The organism is Streptomyces sp. NPDC048254, from assembly GCF_043201895.1.
In the GTDB taxonomy this organism is placed as follows: Bacteria; Actinomycetota; Actinomycetes; order Streptomycetales; family Streptomycetaceae; genus Streptomyces.
In genome coordinates this window covers 60,088-80,221 of the sequence record NZ_JBICZJ010000013.1, presented here as the reverse complement: position 1 = coordinate 80,221, position 20,134 = coordinate 60,088, and the positions used below count along the sequence as shown (strand labels likewise).

Below are 20,134 nucleotides of genomic sequence, written 5' to 3'. Positions count from 1 at the left end.
GCTCAGCGCCGACGCCATTCCGCCGCGAGGAGTTCGTACGAGCGCACCCGGTCGGCCTGGTCGTGGGTGATCGTCGTGATGAGCAACTCGTCGGCGCCGGTGGCCTCCTGGAGCTGCTCCAGGCGGTCGGCGACATGCTGCGGGCTGCCCACGAACTGGGTGTCGAGGCGGTCCTGGACCAGCTCCCGGTCCTCGTCCGTCCAGGCGTGGGCCCGGGCCTCGTCGGGGGTGGGGAAGGGGATGGCTCCCTCGGCGGTGCGGATGCTGCGGACCCAGGCGCCGTAGCCGGTGGCGAGTTCGCGGGCGGTGGCGTCGTCCTCGGCGACCACGACGTCGGCGGACACGCTGACGTACGGCTTGTCGAGGACGTCCGAGGGCTGGAAGTACGACCGGTAGCCGTCCACCGCCTCCAGGACCGTGGCGGGGCTGACGTGGTAGTTGGCGGCGAAGCGCAGGCCCCGGGCACCCGCGACCTGTGCGCTCTCGCCGCCGCTGCTGCCCAGGATCCACAGTTCGAGGTCGGCGCCCTCCCCCGGGACGATGTGCGCCTCGGCGCCGTCCTCGGTGCGATAGGTACCGGCGAGCAGCGCGAGGATGTCGTCGATCTGTTCGGTGTAGTCCTGGGACTCGGCGCCCGGGAGCAGAAGCAGCTTGCGGTGGAGCGCGATCCGCGGGGAGCCGAGGAGGCGGGCGAAGGAGAAGCGGGGCGGGACGACCAGGCCGTTGGGAGCCCGGCCGTCGACCACCGGGGTCGTCGTCGGGCTCTCCGTCTTCTCCCCGGGCTGCCGGCCGCCGGAGCGGCCCAGGCCCAGGTCGAGGCGGCCCGGGTGCAGGGCGTCGAGGAGGCCGAACTCCTCGACGGTGGCGAGCGCGGTGCGGTGTCCGAGCTGTACGGCGCCGGAGCCGAGCCGGATGGTGGAGGTCGCGGCGGCGGTGAGCGCCAGGACGACCGCGGGGGACGTGCCGGCCACGCCCGGGTTGAGGTGGTGCTCGGCGAACCAGTAGCGGGAGTAGCCGAACTCCTCGGTGCGCTGCGCGAGTTCGATGGAGTTGCGCAGGGCGTCGGCAGCCGTGGCACCGCTCGGGACCGGCACCAGGTCGAGGACGCCGAGGGGGATGTCAGACATGTGCGGGCTCCTCGGCGGCCGGGAGTACGGGTGCCCACGGGAACGGTGGGTCGGGGATGTCCTTGCGCAGGACCGGGGCCACCGCCGACTGGAACAGCTCCAGCGAGTCGCGGTGCTGGGTGTCCGTCAGCCCGCCCGCGTCGGCGTGCAGATGCAGGACCGTGTGCCCGAACTGCTCGTGGTAGCGGTGCACCTTCTCGATGACCTGCTGCGGACTGCCGATCAGCGCCGAGCTGCGCTCGACGAAGTCCTCCAGGGTCTCGAAGACCACCGGCAGTCCGGCCCGCCGGAAGAAGGCCAGGTTGGCCTCGAACACCGGGCGGTAGGCGGCCAGCGCCTGCTGGGTGGAGGGCGCCACCAGGAGGCCCGCCGTGCCCGCGCCGACGGCGATGTCCGCCGGGTCGTGGCCGTAGTGCTCCCAGCGTTCCCGGTAGTAGCGGATCAACTCGGCGTAGGGCTCGATGGGGTTGGTGACGTTCGCGGAGAACAGCGGGTCGCCGTAGCGGGCGGCGAGGTCGACGGACTCCTGGCTGGTGGCGCTGCCGTGCCAGACCCGGACCGGCCGCTGGTAGGGGCGCGGCCAGACCTCGGCGTCCGTCAGCTCCGGCCGGAACCGGGTCTTCGCCGTCACCTTGTCCTGCCGCCACAGCTGCTGGAACACCTCGTAGCTCTCGGCGTTGCGGTCCCACTGGTCCTCGGGCGTGACATGGAACAGCTCGCGCTGGGCGGTGCCGTTGCCCTTGCCGATGATCAGGTCGAGGCGGCCCTCGGAGAGGTGGTCGAGGGTGGCGTAGTCCTCGTAGGCGCGGACCGGGTCGAGCAGGCTCAGCGTGGTCACCGCGGTGAAGAGCCGGATGCGCCGGGTGAGCGCGGCGACATGGCTGAGCACCACGGTCGGCGAGGAGGAGATGAACGGCCGCTCGTGCCGCTCCCCCACCCCGAACCCGTCGAAGCCCAGTTCCTCGGCGAGCACGGCGTTGTCGATGACCTCGCGGAACCGTTCGTGGGTGGACTTCTGGGTCCCCGTGACCGGATCCGGGCGGTGCACGATCAGGGTGATCGCCAGGAATCTCACGACGCCACCCGCTCGCCCCGCGGTGCGTCGGGGTGCGCGAGGCCCAGGTGGTCGCGCAGGGTGGGGCCCTCGTAGTCGGTGCGGAAGACGCCCTGTTCCTGGAGGAGGGGTACGACCTTGTCGGCGAAGACGTCGAGGCCGCCCGGTGTGATGTGCGGGACGAGGATGAAGCCGTCGCTGGCGTCCGCCTGGACGTACTCGTTGATGGTGCGGGCGACGGTGGCCGGGGTGCCGATGAAGTTCTGCCGGTTGCCGGTCTCGATGACCAGGTCGCGGATCGACCACTTGTTGGCCGCGGCCAGCTCCCGCCACTCCTGGGCGATGGCCAGCGGGTCGCGGTACATCCGCACCTGCGCCCGGCCGCGCGAGATGTGCTCCGCGCTGACGTCCGGGTCGATCTCGGGCAGCGGGCCCTCCGGGTCGTACGACGACAGGTCCCGGTTCCAGACGAACTCCAGGTGCTTGAGGGCCGTGGCCCCGCTGACCTGCTGGCGGCGCACGTGGCGGGCCAGCTCCGCCGCCTCCTCGTCGGTGTCGCCGAGGATGAAGCTGGCGGCGGGCAGGATCAGCAACTGGTCGTGGCTGCGGCCGTACTTGGCGAGCCGGGACTTCACGTCCGTGTAGAAGGCCTGGCCGCCTTCGAGGGTGGCGTACCGGCTGAAGATCGCGTCGGCGCCGGCGGCGGCGAACTCCCGGCCCTCGTCGGAGTCGCCGGCCTGGAAGATCACCGGGCGGCCCTGCGGGGAGCGCGGCACGTTGAACTGCCCGTGGATGTCGAACTGCTCGCCCTGGTGGACGAAGGAGCCGGCCTTGGCGTCCCGCAGGAAGGTGCCGGTGGCCTGGTCGGCGAGGATCTCGTCGCCGCGCCAGGAGTCGAAGAGCTCGTGCGCGGTGGCGAGGAACTCCTTGGCGCGGGCGTAGCGCTCGTCCTGCGGCAGGAAGCCGCCGCGCCGGAAGTTCTCGCCGGTGAAGGCGTCCCAGGAGGTGACCACGTTCCAGGCGGCCCGGCCGTCGGAGAGGTGGTCGAGGCTGGCGAACTGGCGGGCCACCTCGTAGGGCTCGTTGAACGTGGAGTTGATGGTGCCGGTCAGCCCGAGGTGCTCGGTGACGGCGGCCAGCGCGGTCAGCACCGTGAAGGTGTCGGGGCGGCCGACGACGTCCAGGTCGTATATCTTCCCGCCCTGTTCGCGGAGCCTGAGCCCCTCGGCGAGGAACAGGAAGTCGAACTTGGCGCGTTCGGCGGTCTTCGCGAAGTGCACGAAGGAGCTGAACTCGATGTGGCTGCCGGCGGCCGGGTCGCTCCACACGGTGGTGTTGTTGACGCCGGGGAAGTGCGCGGCCAGGTGGATCTGCTTCAGGGGCTTGCTCATGTCGGGTGCGGTCCCTTCCGGCTCAGGCGGCGGCATAGCGGTTGGCGGGGCGGGCGAGCCCGAGCAGGCCGCGCAGGGTGTCGGCCTCGTAGGCGGTCCGGAAGCGGCCCCGGCGTTGCAGCTCGGGTACCAGGCCCTCGGTGATGCGCGGCAGGTCGTGGCCGAGGACGGCGGGCCGCAGCCGGAAGCCGGTGAGCCCCTCCGCCGCGAACTCCTCCAGCAGGTCCGCGAGTTGGGCTGCCGTACCGGCGAAGATCCGGGCGTCGCTCGTGTACGGCGTCCCGGCCGGCTCGTCCAGGCGCTCCCGGCGGGCGGTCGCCCGGGCCTCGGTGTCGTCGAGGAAGACCACCAGGTCACCGAAGACGTGCAGTGGCTCGACGGCCCGGCCGGCCGCCGCCTGCTCGGCGCGGATCTCGGCGACGATCGCGCGGGCCTGCCCGGAGTCGTGCGGAGTGACGTAGCCGAGGTCGGCCTGCCGGGCCACCAGCCGGTACGGGATCGTCTGATGGGCGAGCGCGGTGACCAGCGGCTGGCCCTGCGGCGGGCGCGGGGTGATGGAGGGGCCCTTGACGCTGAAGTGGCGGCCCTCGAAGTCGATGTAGTGCAGCTTGTCGCGGTCGACGAAGCGCCCGGTGGCCGCGTCGCGGATCTCGGCGTCGTCCTCCCAGCTGTCCCAGAGGCGGCGTACGACCTCCACGTAGTCGGCGGCCTCGTCGAACAGGTCGGCCACCACCGGGCTGTCGTAGGCCTCGATGCGCGGGATCGTACGGCGGCCGAAGTGGCCGGCCTCGTTCGGGCGGGCGGTGATCTGGACGCGCAGGCCGGCGCGGCCGGTGCTGACGTAGTCGAGGGTGGCGATCGCCTTGGAGATGTGGAACGGCTCCGTGTGGGTGGCCACCACCGTCGGCACCAGACCTATGTGGTGGGTGAGGGGTGCGATCCGGGCGGCGATGAGCACGGCGTCGAGGCGGCCGCGCACCTGGTCGGTGCGCTCGTCCGGCTCCAGGAAGTGCGAGGACTGCGGGCCGAGACCGTCCTCGATGGTCACGAAGTCGAGCAGACCGCGCTCGGCCTCGGCGGCCAGGCCGGCCCAGTAGCCGGCGGTGAGCAGGTCGCGGGGGCGGGCGACCGGCTCGCGCCAGGAGGCGGGGTGCCAGCCGGTGCCGTCGAGGGCGACGGCGAGATGCAGGGGAGAACGAGATGAAGGGGATGAAGGAGATGAGGACACAGTGGTGCCTTCCTGGAGGTCCGTACAAGGGCGCGCCGAGGAGAGGGGCGCGGCGAGGACAACGGGTCAGGAACAACAGAGCGCGCCGGCCACGCGCACCAGGTCGATGTGCGGCCGGGAGTGCAGGACGGTACGGCGGCTGGGGCTGAGGACACGTGTCACGTCCCGCACCTCCCGGCCTGCTCCGTGGACATCTCGTCGTGACTCACAACAGCCCGGCGTTCGGGGTTGTTCCCGGGCTGCGCGCCAGCAGGGTGCGGGTGCGCAGCCGCTCGGTGAAGCCGAGGGACTCGTAGAGCCGGATCGCCGTCGCGTTGCCCGCAGCGGCGTGCAGGAACGGCGTGTCACCGCGTTCCCTGATGCCGGCGGCGACGGCGCGCACCAGGCGGGTGGCCAGGCCCCGGCCCCGGTGCCCGGGGTCGGTGCAGACCGCGCTGATTTCCGTCCAGCCGGGCAGCCGCAGCCGCTCCCCCGCCATCGCGATCAGCCGTCCCCGGTGCCGGATGCCGAGGTAGGCGCCCATCTCGACGGTCCGCTTGCGGAACGGGCCGGGCTCGGTGCGGGCTACCAGGTCCAGCATCTCGGGCACGTCGTACGAGCCGAGCCGGACCACCTCGGGATCGGGCTCGGCCCGCAGCCCGGTGTCGACGAACTGGACGCCCACCCCGCCGCCGACCACCTCCCAGCCGGGCGGTGCTTCCTCGACCGGCTTGATCTTCACGGTGGTGCCGGGGCCGACGAGCGTGTGCAGGTCGGCCCAGGCCTCCGGGTCGGTGGGGTCGGCGAGAGCGGCGTAGGCGTAGACGTCGTCGGGGTAGCGGGCGGCCCGGCCGAAGCGCTCGGCGAGGTGGGCGTGCGGACCGGCGAGTGCGGACCAGACGGCGTTGTCCAGGACGCCGCGGGATGCTTCAACGGTCATGGTGGCGTTCTCCCTGACGACCGGTCAGGAGTTGTCCAGCGGCAGCCCGGGCGGGTTGACCTCGGACTTGGCGACGGCCTCGTTGGAGAGGTTGTAGGCGGCCAGCCACTTGGCGTACTGACCGTTCTTGATCAGGTAGTTGATGGCGTCGGCGAGCGGCTTGGCAAGGCCGCTGTCCTTCTTCGCGGTGGCCGCGATCAGCCCTGGAGGCTGGCGCCCGCGCCGGAGTAGGTACCTGCGGTGCGGGTGGCGTTGGGCGTGTTGGCGGTCTGCTTGTTGTGGTACGCGATGCCGGGGTTGGGGCCGAGATAAGCATCGATCTTGCCGCTGTTGAGGGCCAGGTAGACGCTGTTGCTGTCCTGGTAGTACTTGACCGTGAGCTTCTTGCCCTCCTTGGCCAGCTTGGCCTTCCACTCCAGGAGGATCTTCTCCTGGTTGGTGCCGGCGCTGACGGAGACGGTCTTGCCGGCGAGGTTCTCGTAGTCGTCGTCGAAGTTCCAGGTGCTCTTCTTCGGCACCGTGAAGGCGAGGTTGTCCTGCCGGTAGGACGCGAACTCGTACTTCTTCTTGCGCTCCTCGGTGTCGGTGATGTTGGAGAGGGCCACGTCGACCTTGCCGCTGTCGATGCCGACGAACATGTTCTCCCAGGTGAAGCTCTTCAGCTCGGGCGTGAGGCCGAAGACCGCGGCGACCAGCCGGGCGAGGTCGGGTTCGGAACCGGTGAGGGTCTTCTGGTCGCTGCCCACGTAGGCGAGCGGCGGGAATCCGGCGGGCAGGACACCCTCGCCGATGACGAGCTTGCCGCTCTTGCGGACGGAGGCGGGCAGTTCGGCGCTGATGGACTTGACCTCGGAGACCTTGACGGTGGTCTGCTGGGCGGCGCCGTTGGAGACCTGTCCGATGACGACCTCGCCGCTCTTGGCGTTGTCGGTCGTGGTCGCGGCGTCGCTGTCGCCCCCGCAGGCGGCGAGCCCGGTGGCGAGGGTCGCTACGGCGGTCGCCGTGGTGAGGCCGCGGATCAGGCTGCGTCGGGAGAGGAGCGTGGGCATGGCCGTCCTTCGTGTCTCAGTGACAAGTGAAAGGGGGGTGGTTCAAGGGAAAGAGGTGGTGGTTCCAGTGAAAGGCGGGTGGTTCAGAGGACCTTGCGGAGGAAGTCCCGGGTCCGTTCGTGCCGCGGGTGGTCGAGGACGTCGGCGGGCGGGCCCTGTTCGACGATCCTTCCGGCGTCGATGAAGACGATCCGGTCGGCGACCTCGCGGGCGAAGCCGATCTCGTGGGTGACGATCACCAAAGTGGTGCCGCCGGAGGCCAGGTCCTTGATGACGGCGAGGACCTCGCCGACCAGCTCGGGGTCGAGCGCGGAGGTCGGTTCGTCGAAGAGGATGATGCCGGGGCGCAGGGCCAGGGCGCGGGCGATGGCGACGCGCTGTTGCTGGCCGCCCGACAGCTGCCGCGGGTAGGCGCCGACGCGCTCGCCGAGGCCGACCCGTTCGAGGAGTTCCTTGGCCAGCTGCTGGGCCTCGGGCCTGGTCAGCTTTCCGGTGGCGACGGGGGCGGCCGCGACGTTGTCCAGGACCGTCAGGTGCGGGAACAGGTTGAAGTTCTGGAAGACGAAGCCGATCCGGCTGCGCTGGGCCAGGATGGCGCGTTCGCTCAGCTCCTTGAGCCGGTCGCCGTGGCGCTTCACGCCGACCAGTTCGCCGCCGACGCTGACGTAGCCGGTCTCGGGCTTCTCCAGGTGGTTGACCACCCTCAGCAGCGTGGACTTGCCGGAGCCGGACGGGCCGAGGATGACGGTGACCTCGCCGGGGCGGACGGTCAGGTCGATGCCGTCGAGGACGCGGTGGGCGCCGTACGACTTGTGGACGTCGTGGATCTCCAGGGCGGCGGGCGCGATGTCCGGTGCGGTGGTCATGCGGCGGCCTCCCGGCGTATCCGTTCCCGCAGGTCGCCGAGGCCGGTGCGGAGTTTCTGGAGGGGGGTCGGCGGCAGCGTGCGGGTGGCGCCGCGGGCGAAGTACCGCTCGACGTAGAACTGGACGACGGAGACGGCGCTGGTCAGGATCAGGTACCAGACGGTGGCCACGAGCAGCAGCGGCACGATGTCGCCGGGGTAGGTGCTGCCCATGGACTGCACCGAGCCGAAGAGGTCGAGCAGCGAGACGTAGAACACCAGGGACGTGCCCTTGATCAGCCCGATGAGCTGGTTGACGTAGTTCGGCACGATGGAGCGCAGGGCCTGCGGGAAGACGATCCGGGTGAACTGGTAGCTCTTGGGCAGGCCGAGTGCGGCGGCCGCCTCGTGCTGGCCCTGGTCGACGGAGAGGATGCCGCCGCGGACCACCTCGGCCGCGTAGGCCGCCTCGTTGAGGCTGAGGCCGACCACGGCGACCACCATGTCGGTGGCGAGTTTCGACTCGTCGAAGCTGACGAAGGACGGGCCGAAGGGCACGCCCAGGCTCAACGTCTGGTACAGGGCCGAGAAGTTGTAGAGGAAGATCAGCAGGACGATCAGCGGGATCGAGCGGAACAGCCAGGTGTAGGTCCAGCTCACCGCCCGCAGCACGGGGCTGCCGGAGAGCCGGGCGACGGCCAGCACGACGCCGCCGAGGAGGCCCAGCACGGCGCTGAGCGCGGCGACTTCGAGGGTGACGACGAGGCCGTCGAGGATGGTGGGCCGCAGGAACCAGTAGCGGAACCGGTCCCACTGGTAGAAGGGGTTGGTGGCCAGTCCGTGCGCGAACTGCGCGACGACCACCAGGACGACGGCGGTGGCGATCCACCGGCCGGGGCGGCGCAGTGGCTGAACTCGCTGTGCCTTGATGGGTTTTGACGCTTCGTCAGTGGGCGGCGGTGCCTCGGCGAGGGACACGGTGCCTGGGGGTTCGGTCATGGCGGGCTCCGGCGGAGTCGGACACCCCGGGTCCCACGGCCGGACCGCACGACCGGGCCGCATGCGGGCGGACGGCACGGTGCACGGGGGCGCGCGGGGCAGGGGGGCTGGGCGGACGGCGGCACACCGGGCGGCCGGTGCTTCGACGGGGACGCTGAGGCGCGAAGCTGCGGGAAGCCGGCGGAAGAGCCTGGTCAGACCCGACAGCGGGCGCAGCCCGGTGCGGTACACGCGCTACACAGGGCGCTGTTGACACGGAGCAGGTCGACGGCACGGTCGGCGACGAGCGGGCTCGGATACGGGCGTACGCAGCCCGAGGTGCGGCGCTCGGCCGTCCTGGAAGCTGCGTACATGTCCGTCACCTGTCACTGTCGTGCTGGCCCCCGGGGGGCCTCGCGCTTACCGAATCGTCGCTTGCCGAAACGTCATCGGTCCGGTCGTCACCTGGGGCACCCCACCGCGATGCGAGGGTTGCCGGTCAGCAAGCCAGGGCTTGACGCTGACGCTCTTGACCGTTCTGGTCCGTAAGTAACGCAGTTGCCCGAACGAATGTCAACGCCTGTCCGACTGGCGAAACGGTTCGGGCCGCTCTCACCTGCGCGGAACGCCGGGTGCGTCCGCCGCGTGGCCCGCCCAGTCCAGGATCTGGACGGCCGCGCCGGCGGCTTCCAGACCCTGGCAACGGCCGTGGTGGCGGCGGGCGATGCCGTCGAGGTCGAGGTGGGCGCCGAAGGCCGGGTGGGCGGCCAGCCGGCGGGCGTAGGCCCACAGCACCGGGTGGCCGGCGACGGCGTGCACGGCGGCGGCGTCCAGGTGATTGCGGTGCACGGTGTCGAGTTGCACCAGGGTCACCCACAACTCGACGTCTGCTGCCGTGAGTTGACCGCCGACCAGGAACTCCGCCCCGGTCAGCCGGCGCTCCAGCTCGTCCAGGGCGGCGAGCAGCACCTCCAGCGCCCCCGGGTCGCCACCCGCTCGGCCGGCGTGCTGTGCCGCCTGCTCGATGCCCTCGGCGCACAGCCGCTCGACGGCCTCGATCTCGGCCTCGGCACCGCACGGGTACAGCCGGGTGACGCCGTCGCCGAAGTGGCGGTCCAGGTCACGCAGGATGTCCCGGCTGTGGGTGGAGACGATACGGCCGGACCAGTCGTCGCTGAGTACCGGCGCGAGGGCCGGCCCCGAGTAGTGGTGGGCGCTCGCCTCGTACAGCGGGCGCAGCGCCGTGTGGCTGCCGTCCGGACAGTCCGGGACGGCGGGCAGATAGGTGACCGGACAACAGTCGTCGAGGGCCAGCAGGCTGTGACCGACGGCGATGCGGAGGCCGTCGGGACAGGCGGTGGCGAGGTGGAGGCGGTAGCGGCGCGGCACGGCGTAGTGGCCGCTGCGCGCGTCCCGGCCGATGCGGCCCCGGAAGGCGGGGGTGGTCCGGACGGGCGGGAGGGCGGCGAGCGGAGTGATGGACATACGTCTCCCCGGGGGTGCGGACGCGCGGACGTACGCGCGGCGGAAGCGTTCGTCGGTGGGTGGGCGTCGGCGGGTGCGGCCGACGGCGGGCGCTCGGTCGGTACGGCTGGTACGGCCGGGAGCGGGGGCTCAGCCGGTGCGGCTGATGGCGCTGCACACACGCAGCAGGTCGATGTGCAGGCGGGAGGTGAGCAGCGGGACGGGGCAGGGCGTACGGCTCCCTCGGCGCTGTCTGCCGGTGACCGTGCGCAGCCGACCCATCTTTCCCTACCTTTTCACTAGGATTCCCACCTGGAGTGTCGATCGGCCTCCGCGTGCCGTCAAGGGGGCGTCCACGCCTGGGACACCCGGCCCCGGCTTGCCGCCGGGCGGGAGCGGCGGTCCGCTGGAGACGCAGGCCGAGTGACAGGAGCCGGATGCGATGAGCGAGCCCCCGGGTCCCGGGCCCGTGCCCGGCGCCGTGCCCGAGACCTTCGCGTTCAGCTGCGGACGGTGCGGCAAGGCCTGGGAGGCGGCCTTCCAGGCGGTGTTCTTCACCGACCCGATCGCCGACCCGGACCTGCAGAGCACCCTGGAGTACGTCGACGAGGCCGGCCGGGCCGTGCGGTCGCCGCTCGCCGACGCGGTGTGCCCGCGCTGCGGCAGCCGGAAGGTGCGGATCACGGCTCCCGGATCATGACGCTCACCCGAACGACACGCGCGGGTGGTCGGCGGCCGTGCCGGATGGTGGCGTGGAGGGACGTACCGCCGTCGCCCGCGCAGTGACGCAGCACCGCTGCCCCGCGCAGTGACGGACCGCGTTCCCGAGGAGGCAGTCGCGATGATCCGTCCGTCCCGACCCGTGCGTGTTCTCGCCTCGGCCCTGGCGGCGGGGATTCTGCTCGCCACGGCGGCCTGTACGGACGAGAGCGGCGGCCCCGAGGCCGTGTCCGTCTCGCCGGCCGGCGAGCACTCCCCCGCGTCCCCGTCGGCGACCCCCGCCCTCACCAGGGCGGGCGCGCAGGCCGCGCTGATCACGCCGGCCGACATCGAGGACAACTGGCAGCCGGCCACCGACGCGGCGACCTGGCGCAACTCGATGCTGGTCGGCAAGGTCGACGTGGCCGGCTTCCTCACCGCCAAGTCCGACGCCGCCGACTGCCAGCACCTCCTGGACGGCCTCTACTCCGACAGCCTCCTCGGCCGCGCCTCCGGCGCCTCCGGGCTGCGCGGGTTCACCTCGGAGGACGCCCGGATGCTGTACCAGGTCGGCGACTACGGCTCGGCGAACCTGGACGCCACGCTGGCCTGGCTGAAGACCCTGCCGGACGAGTGCGCCCAGTTCACCGCCACCGGCAAGGACGGCGGCAAGCGGACCGTGCAGGTCGTCTCGGCGAAGGTGCCGAAGTCGGGGGACGCGCGCGAGGCCCTGACGGTGACCGTCCAGGGCAACGCCAACGGCCAGTCCGCCACCTACACCACGGACGTGGCGGTGCTGCGCATCGGCGCCTCCGGGGCGGCGGTCACCAACGGCGGCCTGTCCGGTGTCGACCACGACAGCACCGCACTGGCCGTGCAGACCGGCGCCCAGCGCCTCAAGGACGTCCTGTCCGGCAAGACCCCGGCACCGCTGCCGAGCCAGTTCGACTAGCTCAGTTGCTCTGGGTGGTGCCCGGTTCGCCGTTGTCGCGGTGCCACTCGACGAGGAGTTCGTCGCGGGTGCCGAAGCGGACCAGATGGCGGCCGACGACGCCCTCCAGGAGATCGAGGTTCTCGGGGGCCGTCTCCACGGTGAGCAGCAGGGCACCCTCGATGGCGGTGAGGGTGCCGGTGCCGTTCTCGAAGACGATCCCGCCGGTGCCGGTCTCCTCGTCCCAGCTGGTCCGGGAGCGGCGGCCGAGGTGTGCGGCGAGCTGCTTGGCGTAGCGGGCGGGGCGGTCGGTGGTGACGCGGGCTTCGGAGCGGGCCATCGGGGACTCCCGGTACTGCGGGCGGACATACGGTGACGGGCTCACGCTACGTCCGGGTGGGGGGTGCGGCGCCGTACCGGAGTCCGCAAGCTATGCATGCCGGTCGCGTCACCTGCGCAGCTCGAGTCCGCCGACGGCCTCGACGTCAGTGCGCTCGCCCGGAAGCCGTAGCCGCGGCCCGTGGCCTACTCGTACCCGACGACCTCGAAGTCCTTGCTGACGAACACATGGTGCGGCCAGTTGACGCTGATGTTGTGCACCTCGTACTCGCCGTCGGCCAGTTGGACGACCCGGTCGTCGATGCCGCCGGGGACGACGGCCTGCGCGGCCTTGACCGCCTTGTCCGCGGTCCTGCCGCCGATGATCGTCCCTTCGCCCTCGGTGTAGTCCGGGATCTGCCCGACCGACTTGTCCGGTGACGGGGTCCCCTGCTGGAAGGGGATCACTCCGGCCGCCTCGGCGGCCGCCGCTCCGCCGTCGCCGTGACGCTGCACGACGACCCGGGTCGCCGTGACGGTCGCGCTGTCCACCGTGCCGAGGACGAGCACGCTCGCACCGGTCTTCACGGCCTTGGCCGGGCCTCCGACGGTCTTCGTGGCCGAGGTCTCTTCCACGGTCACCTTGACGCCGGTCGCCGTCGTCAGGGTGAAGCCCGACGAGGACGTGGACTCGACGATGCCGGTCGCACCGCCCTCGGCCGGACCGGCCGCGGGGGCCGCCGAGGCGGACGTGCCGCCCAGAGTGACGGCGACCAGCGCACCGGTCAGCCCGGCGGCCATGACCCATTTCCTGCCGTACGCGCCCATGACGGCGCTCCTTTCGTAGGGGGTAGCTGCCACCGAGCCTGCGAGCCGTTCCTTTAATGACGCTCACGCGCGTCTTAAGACATCCTGAAAACAGGACTAGACCATTCCGCACATGGCAGGCATGCCGCACACTCGCCTTGACCCCCCACCGACTTCACCCCTTAACTCACGTCTTGAGCTATACCCCCCACCGGCCCAACCTCCCCCTTCTCCCCCCCGTCTACGGAGTTCCCGCATGCCCAAGTCCCACCGCCCCTCACCCTGGACGCGCCGCAGGGTGCTCGGCGCGACCGCCGGTGGCACCGCGGCGGCCGCGCTCGGCACGTTCGCCGTCACCCGCACCGCGTCGGCGACCACCACCGCGAGCGCCCCCGGTGACGTCGTCGGCAAGGTCACCGTCGGCTACCAGGGCTGGTTCGCCTGCAAGGGCGACGGCGCGCCGATCAACGCCTGGTGGCACTGGGCCCCCAACAGCGCCTCGACCCCCTCGCCGTCCAACAACGGCATCAAGGCCTGGCCGGACGTCCGCGACTGCACGAAGACGTACGCGACGGCGTTCGCGAACCTCGGCAACGGCCGCACCCCGGGGCTGTTCTCGTCGTACGACCAGCAGACCGTGGACACCCACTTCCTGTGGATGCAGCAGTACGGCATCGACACCGCCGCGCTCCAGCGCTTCAACCCGACCGGCGGCGAGGGCCCGACGCGGGACGGCATGGCGCAGAAGGTGCGCAACGCCGCCGAGGCGTACGCCCGGAAGTTCTACGTCATGTACGACGTCAGCGGCTGGACGAACATGCAGTCGGAGATCAAGACCGACTGGACGAACAAGATGTCGGCGCACACGGCGAGTTCGGCGTACGCGCTGCAGAACGGCAAGCCGGTCGTGTGCATCTGGGGCTTCGGGTTCAACGACGACAAGCACGCGTTCAGCGCGGACGCCTGTCTGGACGTCATCAACTGGTTCAAGAACCAGGGCTGTTACGTGATCGGGGGGGTGCCGACCTGGTGGCGGACCGGTACCGGTGACTCCCGCTCGGGCTTCTCCGACGTCTACCACGCGCTCGACATGATCTCGCCGTGGCTGGTCGGCCGGATCGGCAACTCCTCCGACGCGGACAACTTCTACACCAACGCGACCGTGCCGGACCTCGCCGACTGCGCCGCGGGCGGCATCGACTACCAGCCGTGCGTGCTGCCCGGCGATGTCAACGAACGCCAGCGCGCGCACGGCGACTTCATGTGGCGGCAGTTCTACAACATGGTCCGGGCCGGGGCGCAGGGCATCTACATCTCCATGTACGACGAGTACAACGAGGGCAACCAGATCGCCAAGACCGCCGAGTCGCAGGCCTGGGTGCCGGCCGACTCGGGGCTGCTCGCCCTCGACGAGGACGGCACCGCCTGCTCCTCGGACTACTACCTGCGCCTGACCGGCGACGGCGGCCGCATGCTCAAGGGCGACCTGGCCCTGACCGCCACCCGCCCCACCCAGCCCTACGTCAACGGCACCTCGGCCGGCACCCCGGCCACCGCCACGGTCACCCTCAAGGCGCGCGCCAACGGCAAGTTCGTGACGGCGGAGGACGCGGGCGCCGCCGCCCTGATCGCCAACCGCGACACGGCCGGCACCTGGGAGCGGTTCGACCAGATCGACCTGGGCGACGGCGACATCGCGCTGCGGTCCCGGGCCAACGGCCGGGTCGTCTGCGCGGAGGACGCGGGCGCCTCGGCGCTGATCGCCAACCGCACCGCCATCGGCGGCTACGAGACCTTCCAGCTGGTGAAGAACTCCAACGGCACGGTGAGTCTGCTGGCCGCCGCCAACGGCAAGTACGTGACCGCCGAGAACGGCGGTGCGGACGCGCTGATCGCCAACCGGACGGCGATCGGGACCTGGGAGCAGTTCGACCTGGCGACGGTCTGAGACAGCGTGGAGGCCCCGCGGGTGCCGGCGGATTCCAGGGGTCGTTGCAACACAAGTGATCAGCTGGCTGTTGCCAGGAGCTTGGCGAGGCGCTCGGCTGGGGTTTCCCAGTCGAGCGTGCGCGGCGGCGCCCGCTGGGTCTCGTGCACGGCATCGGGCACGCGCTGACCGCCCACACCGGTACCCCGCACGGTGTCGCGCTGGCCGCCGTCCTGGAGGAGGTCCTGGAGTTCGGTGCCCCGGCGGCCGGCGACGCCTACGAGCAGACGGCCCGCGCGCTGCGCCTGGACCCGCCCGCCGACGGCGACTGGGCCCGCGCCGCGATCGACGCCGTCCGCGAGATCTCCGGCGCGCTCGGCATCAAGCAGCCCCTGCGCGACCTCGGCGTCCGCCCGGACCTGCTCCGCCCCGTCGCCGCGGGCGCCCTAGCGGACGCGGTGACCGCCAACGCCCCACGGCAGCCGACCGAGGAGCAGATCCTCGGGATCCTGGAGGCGGTGTACTAGGGGGTGCCGCACCGGCCGCGAGAGGCGGACCGGGCCGTCACCACCGCACGTGCAGGCTGGACGGCTTGCGGAACACCAGTCCGTACGGCGCGGCGGGCCGTTCCGGGTCGAGGCGCAGTGCGGGGAGGCGTTCGAGCAGGCGCTGGAGGGCGATGCGGGTCTCCAGGCGGGCGAGATGGGCGGCCAGGCAGTGGTGCGGGCCGTGGGCGAAGGCCAGTTGGAGGCGGGCGTTGCCCCGGCGGACGTCGAAACGGTCCGGGTCGGGGAAGACGGCCGGGTCACGGTTGGCGCCGGTCAGGGAGACGGTGACCAGGTCGCCGCGGCGGACGGCGGCCGGGCCGAGGGCTGTGTCACGGGTGGCGTAGCGGTCCACCACCGCCGCGCCGGGCTCCAGGCGCAGCGACTCCTCGACCGCGCCGTCCAGCAGGGTCGGATCGGCCCGGACGAGGGCGAGTTGGCCGGGGTCTCCGAGCAGGTGGAGCAGCGCGTTGGTGATCATCGCCTCGGTGGTCTCGATGCCGCCGAACATCAATACCGCCGCGTTGGAGGCCACTTCGGGCGGTGTCAGCCGGCCGGCGGCGGAGACGAGGAGCGAGGACGCGTGCCGGTCGGCGACCGTGGCCTCGACGGCGGCCCGCAGCTCCGCGTAGGCGGCGGCACCCGCGGGACCCGCTTCCAGTCCTTCGGTGATGTCGGAGACGGACCGTACGATCGCGTCGTACCAGGCAAGGACCGTGTCCGTGGTCGCCCCGGCCAGTCCGAGCGCCTCGGTGACGACGGCGACGGCGAGCGGTCCGGCGAAGGTCCTGCGCAGTTCGGCGGCGCCGGACGGTTCCAGGGCGGTGATGAGGCGGTCGGTCTCCCGCTCGATGAACGCGGCGAACCCGTCGTGAACCTCGCGGGGCCGGAAGGGAGCGGCGAAGGGCTCGCGGTGGCGGGTGTGCGCGGCGCCGTCCAGGGAGAGCATGCTGGGGCCGACGACCTGGGCGGTGGAGAAGCGGGGGTCGTCGACGGTGAAGGTGGCGGAGTCCCGCATCACGTCGAGCGCGAGATCGCGGCGGGTGACCAGCCAGCCGTTCAACTCGGGCAGCCAGGACACCGGTTCGTCGGCGCGCAGCCGTGCCAGGAGCGGGTGCGGGTCGCGGGCGAGTTCGGCGAGCGTGGTCGAGGCGCCGAGCGGGAAGGCGTCGACGGTGCTCATCGCGTGGTCCGGCCGGGGAGAGGGATTCCGTTCACCTTCCCACCTAAGCACGGCGCCCCGCCGCCCGGTCCGCCGCCCCGGGACATGACGAACCGCCGGTACAGCGCCCAGTGAGATCAGTCGTCCTCGACCGACACGGCCACCGGTGTCCCGGCCTCGATCGTGCGGCTGACCGTGCACAGCCGGTCGTGCGAGACGGCGACCGCCCGGGGCAGGATGGCACGGGCGCGATCGCCCGACGGGCCGTCCGGGAAGGTGACGGAGAAGGCGACCGCGAGGTCCGTCATCCGGTTTCCGCCCTCGTCGCCGGTCTTGTGGCCGCTGACGGTGACGGTGAAGACGGCCGGCTCCGCGTGACGGCTGGTGGCCACGTCGACGTCGGCCGCGGTGCAGCCGCCGATCGCGGCGAGCAGCAGCTCCACCGGGGTGAATTCCGCGCCGTCGGCGGTACCGAAGTCGATCGTGCCGCCGCGTGCGTTCGTCGCGGTGAAGCTGCCGGTCGCGGTGCGCTCGACCGTCACCAGGCGCAGGGAGTCTTCGCTCATACCGCCGAACCTATGGCAGCCCGGCCGTCAGTGCAGAATGTTCACGGCCCGCGCCACCACCAGGACCACCGTCACCAGGGAGACGGAGGACTGCAGCATCATCAGCATCTTGGCCCAGCGCGACAGCGGCATCACGTCGGTCGGGCTGAAGGCGGTGGAGTTGGTGAAGGACAGGTACAGGTAGTCGAGGAAGGTCGGCTCCCAGTCCGGTGGGGCGGTCTCGGGGCTCTGCATCTGCACGAAGAGGAAGTCCGCGTACTGGTGGTGGCCCTGGACCCGCGCCATCGGTCCGCCGCGGTCCCACTCCCAGTACCAGAGCGCGAAGACGATGACGTTCGTCAGCCAGATGCCGCCGCCGGTCAGCAGCAGCGGTCCGGCGTCCTCGCCCTCGGTGCCGTTCACCAGTCCCGCCACCAGCCGGACCGCCGCCCAGCCGTTGGCGAGGCTGATCACGCACATCAGGACCAGCCCCAGCACGCGCAGCCACCGGGTGCGGGGCTCCACCCGCCGGGGGTTGCCGGCGATCAGGCCGGCCAGCAGCGCCAGTTCGAGGGCCGGCAGGGCCCAGTACGGCTGGAGGGCGAGCCGGTGCGGCAGCGCCAGCTGGAGCGCGACGGCCACCAGGATCACCGCGGTCACGGCCCACCGCGGCTCGCCCCGGGTGGCCCTGCGCCACGCGGGTAGCACTTCGCGCTCGCCGTCCTCCAGCCGCCGCTCGATCCTGGCCAGCCGGTTCTCGGCCTCGCTCATGCGGTCGTTCATGGCGACGATTGTCCCCGAGACCGCTCGCCGGCCGACGGCCGTCCGGCATCGGGGTTCTCCCCCGGCTCCGGCCCCGGCCCCGAACTCGCCGGACTCGTCCGGAGCAGGGGCTGGGCTCGGGCGATGAGCAGAGCGACGTCGTCCTCGCCGCCGGGCGGCCGCAGCGTCTCCAGGATGCGTTCGCAGGTCTCTTCGAGATCGGGGCCACGGGTCGCATTGAGGGCGTCGAGCAGGGTGTCCAGGCGGGCGTCGATGGGTTCGCTGCGAGTCTCGACCAGGCCGTCGGTGTAGAGGACGAGTTCGTCGCCGGGGCGGAAGGCGATGGTGGCGGCCTCGAAGGGCACCCCGCCGACGCCCAGCGGTACGCCCGCCGGCAGGTCGAGCAGCCGCGCCGGGTGGCCGGCCCGCAGCAGGGCCGGGGGCAGGTGCCCGGCGAGACACATCCGGCACTCGCCCCGGTGCGGGTCGCAGACGCAGTACAGGCAGGTGGTGATGGCCTGCTCGCCGCCCTCGGTGAGGTGGTCGAGGTGGTAGAGGGCCTCGTCCGGGGCGAGATCGAGTTCGGCGAAGGCGCGGGCGGCGCTGCGGAGTTGCCCCATGGTGGCGGCGGCGTTGATGCCGCTGCCCATGACGTCCCCGACGACCAGGGCGGTCTTGTCGCCCCGCAGGGGTATGGCGTCGTACCAGTCGCCGCCGATCTCGCTCGTGGCGCCGGCGGGCTGGTAGCGGCAGGCCACCTCCAGGCCCGGCAGGTTCGTCGGGAGCTGCGGGAGCAGACTGCGCTGGAGGGTGAGGGCCGCATGGCGCTGGGCCTGGTAGCCACGGGCGTTGTCGATGCAGACCGCGGCCCGGGCGGCCAGTTCACTGGCGAGGAACACATCGTCGTCGTCGAAGGGCGCGGGGTTGTTCCGGGTGCGGGCGAGGGCCAGGGCGCCGAGGACCTCGCCCCGGGCCGGCAGCGGTACGGCCAGGTAGGAGTGGACGCCGACCGCCGCGAGGAGGGCGGCCGCCGTGTCGTCGCGGGCGATGCGGCCCAGGTCCCGACGCGTGGTGCGGGGCAGCAGGACCGGTTGACGGGTGCGCACGCACTGGGTGATCAGGCGGTCGCTGTCGTAGGTGGCGAGTGCCCCGGGCGGGTCGGCGACACAGGCCGCCTCGCCGGCGTGGAACGCGCTGACGGCGAGGGTGCGGAAGCACGCCGGGCCCTCGTGCGGCGCGGTCCGGCCGTCGAGCGCGCTGTCGAGCACGTCCACGGCGGCCACGTCGGCCAGGTCCGGTACGACGACGTCGGCCAGCTCGCATGCCGTCGTCTCCAGATCGAGGGTGGTACCCACGGAGGCCGAGGCCCGGGCGATCAGTGCCAGCCGTTGCCGGGCGCCGGCCGCCTCGGCGGCCGCGCGATGGCGTTCGGTGACGTCGATGACGGAGTAGGCCAGGCCCAGCACCCGTCCGCCGGAGTCCTCCAGCCGGTAGTACGACACGGACCAGGCGTGGTCGTGGTCCGGGTCGCCGGGCGGACGGCAGACGATGTCCCGGTCGACGACCGACTCGCCCGTCTCCAGGACACGGCGCAGCCGCGCCTCGGGGCCCGTGTCCAGGTAGGTCAGGATCTCGCCGGCCGACCGGCCGAGACGCTCGGCGGCGGGCTGACCCGTGATGCGTTCCAGGGCGGGATTGACGGCGAGGTACCGGAGGTCCGCGTCCAGGATGGCCAGCCCGACCGGGGACTGGGACACCAGCCGCATGGCCAGGGCGGCATCCCGTTCGACCCGCTCCAGCGCGGCCTGGTCGGCGGCGAGGCCCAGGGCGTAGAAGCCGCCGAGGTCGTCCAGCAGCCTCATGTTGCGGAACTCCACCAGGCGGGTGCTGCCGTCCTTGTGCCGGACCGGAAAGACCCCGGCCCAGTCCTGGCCGGATTCCATGACCTGCGTGAACAGCTTGATGACCTCGTCCCGGTGCTCCTCGTGGACCATCAGCCGGGCCGCGTACTGCCCCAGCGCCTCCGCCGCGCTGTGCCCGAACAGTTCCTCGGCCTTCGGGCTCCAGAGGACCACCTGGCCCTCCGCGTTCAGCACCACCGCGGCGACGCCGAGCAGATCCAGCAGTCCGCCGGGCGGCGCGGCCGGACCGGCCGTCGGCCGGCCGGCGGCTGCTCGGGAGGAGTCCGTCGTGCCCATCCCTCATCTTCCCTCCCGCCCGGCGCCCTGGCTCGGGCCACATCGGCGGGCGTGCTGTCTTCATCCATGGTCGCCCCAGACCGAAGCGGCCCACATCCGGACCTGCCCGCGCGAGCCGCTGTGCGAAGCTGGAGTCGATCACGGGCGCCACTTCCCCGTGCGTCCCGCCCGCGAGCGGAGAGCGGT

20 protein-coding genes, 1 pseudogene and 1 riboswitch are annotated in these 20,134 nt (G+C 72.0%); of the genes and pseudogenes, 4 read left to right on the top strand and 17 right to left on the bottom strand.

Annotated elements, in window-relative coordinates; translation table 11 throughout:
* Positions 1 to 2: 2 nt before the first annotated feature.
* The 11 genes and pseudogenes from ACGFZQ_RS32455 to ACGFZQ_RS32405 form a co-directional block, all read right to left on the bottom strand.
* Positions 3 to 1,127, bottom strand: coding sequence for an LLM class flavin-dependent oxidoreductase (locus tag ACGFZQ_RS32455; protein WP_393843322.1), 1,125 nt, complete (start codon positions 1,125 to 1,127; stop codon positions 3 to 5).
* Positions 1,120 to 2,202, bottom strand: coding sequence for an LLM class flavin-dependent oxidoreductase (locus ACGFZQ_RS32450; RefSeq protein WP_393843321.1), 1,083 nt, complete (start codon positions 2,200 to 2,202; stop codon positions 1,120 to 1,122). Before ACGFZQ_RS32450 ends, ACGFZQ_RS32455 begins: the two co-directional genes overlap by 8 nt.
* Positions 2,199 to 3,572: an NtaA/DmoA family FMN-dependent monooxygenase gene (locus ACGFZQ_RS32445; RefSeq protein WP_351745791.1), complete on the bottom strand. Its 1,374-nt coding sequence runs from the start codon at positions 3,570 to 3,572 to the stop codon at positions 2,199 to 2,201. The genes ACGFZQ_RS32450 and ACGFZQ_RS32445 overlap by 4 nt, the downstream gene beginning before the upstream one ends.
* 22 nt (positions 3,573 to 3,594) lie before the next feature.
* Positions 3,595 to 4,800, bottom strand: coding sequence for an LLM class flavin-dependent oxidoreductase (locus ACGFZQ_RS32440; protein WP_393843320.1), 1,206 nt, complete (start codon positions 4,798 to 4,800; stop codon positions 3,595 to 3,597).
* 66 nt (positions 4,801 to 4,866) lie between these two features.
* A complete protein-coding gene (locus ACGFZQ_RS32435; protein ID WP_351703418.1) occupies positions 4,867 to 4,962 on the bottom strand; it encodes a putative leader peptide in 96 nt (31 codons plus the stop codon).
* A 43-nt stretch (positions 4,963 to 5,005) separates the two neighbouring features.
* Positions 5,006 to 5,719 carry a GNAT family N-acetyltransferase gene (locus tag ACGFZQ_RS32430; protein WP_393843319.1) on the bottom strand — a complete coding sequence of 238 codons (714 nt, stop codon included), beginning with the start codon at positions 5,717 to 5,719 and terminating at the stop codon, positions 5,006 to 5,008.
* 24 nt (positions 5,720 to 5,743) lie between these two features.
* A pseudogene (locus tag ACGFZQ_RS32425) lies at positions 5,744 to 6,768 on the bottom strand (ABC transporter substrate-binding protein).
* Positions 6,769 to 6,851: 83 nt separating this feature from the next.
* The gene (locus tag ACGFZQ_RS32420) at positions 6,852 to 7,634 is read right to left on the bottom strand and encodes an amino acid ABC transporter ATP-binding protein (protein ID WP_393843318.1); all 783 of its coding nucleotides are present in this window, start codon (positions 7,632 to 7,634) and stop codon (positions 6,852 to 6,854) included.
* Positions 7,631 to 8,611, bottom strand: a complete 981-nt coding sequence (locus ACGFZQ_RS32415) for an amino acid ABC transporter permease (RefSeq protein WP_393843317.1) — start codon at positions 8,609 to 8,611, stop codon at positions 7,631 to 7,633. The genes ACGFZQ_RS32420 and ACGFZQ_RS32415 overlap by 4 nt, the downstream gene beginning before the upstream one ends.
* A gap of 390 nt (positions 8,612 to 9,001) precedes the next feature.
* A riboswitch (SAM riboswitch) is annotated at positions 9,002 to 9,125 on the bottom strand.
* 77 nt (positions 9,126 to 9,202) lie between these two features.
* Entirely contained in the window at positions 9,203 to 10,075 is an 873-nt protein-coding gene (locus ACGFZQ_RS32410; protein ID WP_393843316.1) for a glutathione S-transferase C-terminal domain-containing protein, read from the bottom strand.
* A 129-nt stretch (positions 10,076 to 10,204) separates the two neighbouring features.
* Positions 10,205 to 10,336, bottom strand: coding sequence for a putative leader peptide (locus ACGFZQ_RS32405; RefSeq protein ID WP_393843315.1), 132 nt, complete (start codon positions 10,334 to 10,336; stop codon positions 10,205 to 10,207).
* A 160-nt stretch (positions 10,337 to 10,496) separates the two neighbouring features.
* On the opposite strand from ACGFZQ_RS32405, the gene ACGFZQ_RS32400 reads away from it, so the two are divergent.
* Both ACGFZQ_RS32400 and ACGFZQ_RS32395 read left to right on the top strand, forming a co-directional pair.
* Positions 10,497 to 10,754, top strand: a complete 258-nt coding sequence (locus ACGFZQ_RS32400) for a hypothetical protein (RefSeq protein ID WP_351703399.1) — start codon at positions 10,497 to 10,499, stop codon at positions 10,752 to 10,754.
* 141 nt (positions 10,755 to 10,895) lie between these two features.
* On the top strand, positions 10,896 to 11,705 hold the full coding sequence (locus tag ACGFZQ_RS32395; protein ID WP_393843314.1) for a hypothetical protein: 810 nt from the start codon (positions 10,896 to 10,898) through the stop codon (positions 11,703 to 11,705).
* 1 nt (position 11,706) lies between these two features.
* Here the strand turns inward: ACGFZQ_RS32395 and ACGFZQ_RS32390 are convergent, their stop codons facing one another.
* Both ACGFZQ_RS32390 and ACGFZQ_RS32385 read right to left on the bottom strand, forming a co-directional pair.
* Positions 11,707 to 12,024, bottom strand: a complete 318-nt coding sequence (locus tag ACGFZQ_RS32390) for a DUF2218 domain-containing protein (protein WP_393843313.1) — start codon at positions 12,022 to 12,024, stop codon at positions 11,707 to 11,709.
* Positions 12,025 to 12,209: 185 nt separating this feature from the next.
* The gene (locus tag ACGFZQ_RS32385) at positions 12,210 to 12,830 is read right to left on the bottom strand and encodes a hypothetical protein (RefSeq protein WP_393843312.1); all 621 of its coding nucleotides are present in this window, start codon (positions 12,828 to 12,830) and stop codon (positions 12,210 to 12,212) included.
* Positions 12,831 to 13,065: 235 nt separating this feature from the next.
* On the opposite strand from ACGFZQ_RS32385, the gene ACGFZQ_RS32380 reads away from it, so the two are divergent.
* Together ACGFZQ_RS32380 and ACGFZQ_RS32375 are read left to right on the top strand one after the other, a co-directional pair.
* Positions 13,066 to 14,757: a xylosidase gene (locus ACGFZQ_RS32380; protein WP_393843311.1), complete on the top strand. Its 1,692-nt coding sequence runs from the start codon at positions 13,066 to 13,068 to the stop codon at positions 14,755 to 14,757.
* 143 nt (positions 14,758 to 14,900) lie between these two features.
* Entirely contained in the window at positions 14,901 to 15,263 is a 363-nt protein-coding gene (locus ACGFZQ_RS32375) for an iron-containing alcohol dehydrogenase (protein WP_393843310.1), read from the top strand.
* A gap of 37 nt (positions 15,264 to 15,300) precedes the next feature.
* Here ACGFZQ_RS32375 and ACGFZQ_RS32370 read toward each other — a convergent pair whose 3' ends face one another.
* From ACGFZQ_RS32370 to ACGFZQ_RS32355, 4 genes are all read right to left on the bottom strand, one after another.
* Positions 15,301 to 16,464 carry a cytochrome P450 gene (locus ACGFZQ_RS32370; protein ID WP_393843309.1) on the bottom strand — a complete coding sequence of 388 codons (1,164 nt, stop codon included), beginning with the start codon at positions 16,462 to 16,464 and terminating at the stop codon, positions 15,301 to 15,303.
* A 116-nt stretch (positions 16,465 to 16,580) separates the two neighbouring features.
* Positions 16,581 to 17,009 (bottom strand): OsmC family protein, encoded by a 429-nt coding sequence (locus tag ACGFZQ_RS32365; RefSeq protein WP_393843308.1) that lies wholly within the window; start codon positions 17,007 to 17,009, stop codon positions 16,581 to 16,583.
* 27 nt (positions 17,010 to 17,036) lie between these two features.
* Positions 17,037 to 17,771, bottom strand: a complete 735-nt coding sequence (locus tag ACGFZQ_RS32360; RefSeq protein ID WP_393843307.1) for a hypothetical protein — start codon at positions 17,769 to 17,771, stop codon at positions 17,037 to 17,039.
* Positions 17,768 to 19,948, bottom strand: coding sequence for a SpoIIE family protein phosphatase (locus ACGFZQ_RS32355; RefSeq protein ID WP_393843306.1), 2,181 nt, complete (start codon positions 19,946 to 19,948; stop codon positions 17,768 to 17,770). The genes ACGFZQ_RS32360 and ACGFZQ_RS32355 overlap by 4 nt, the downstream gene beginning before the upstream one ends.
* Between the last annotated feature and the right edge of the window lie 186 nt (positions 19,949 to 20,134).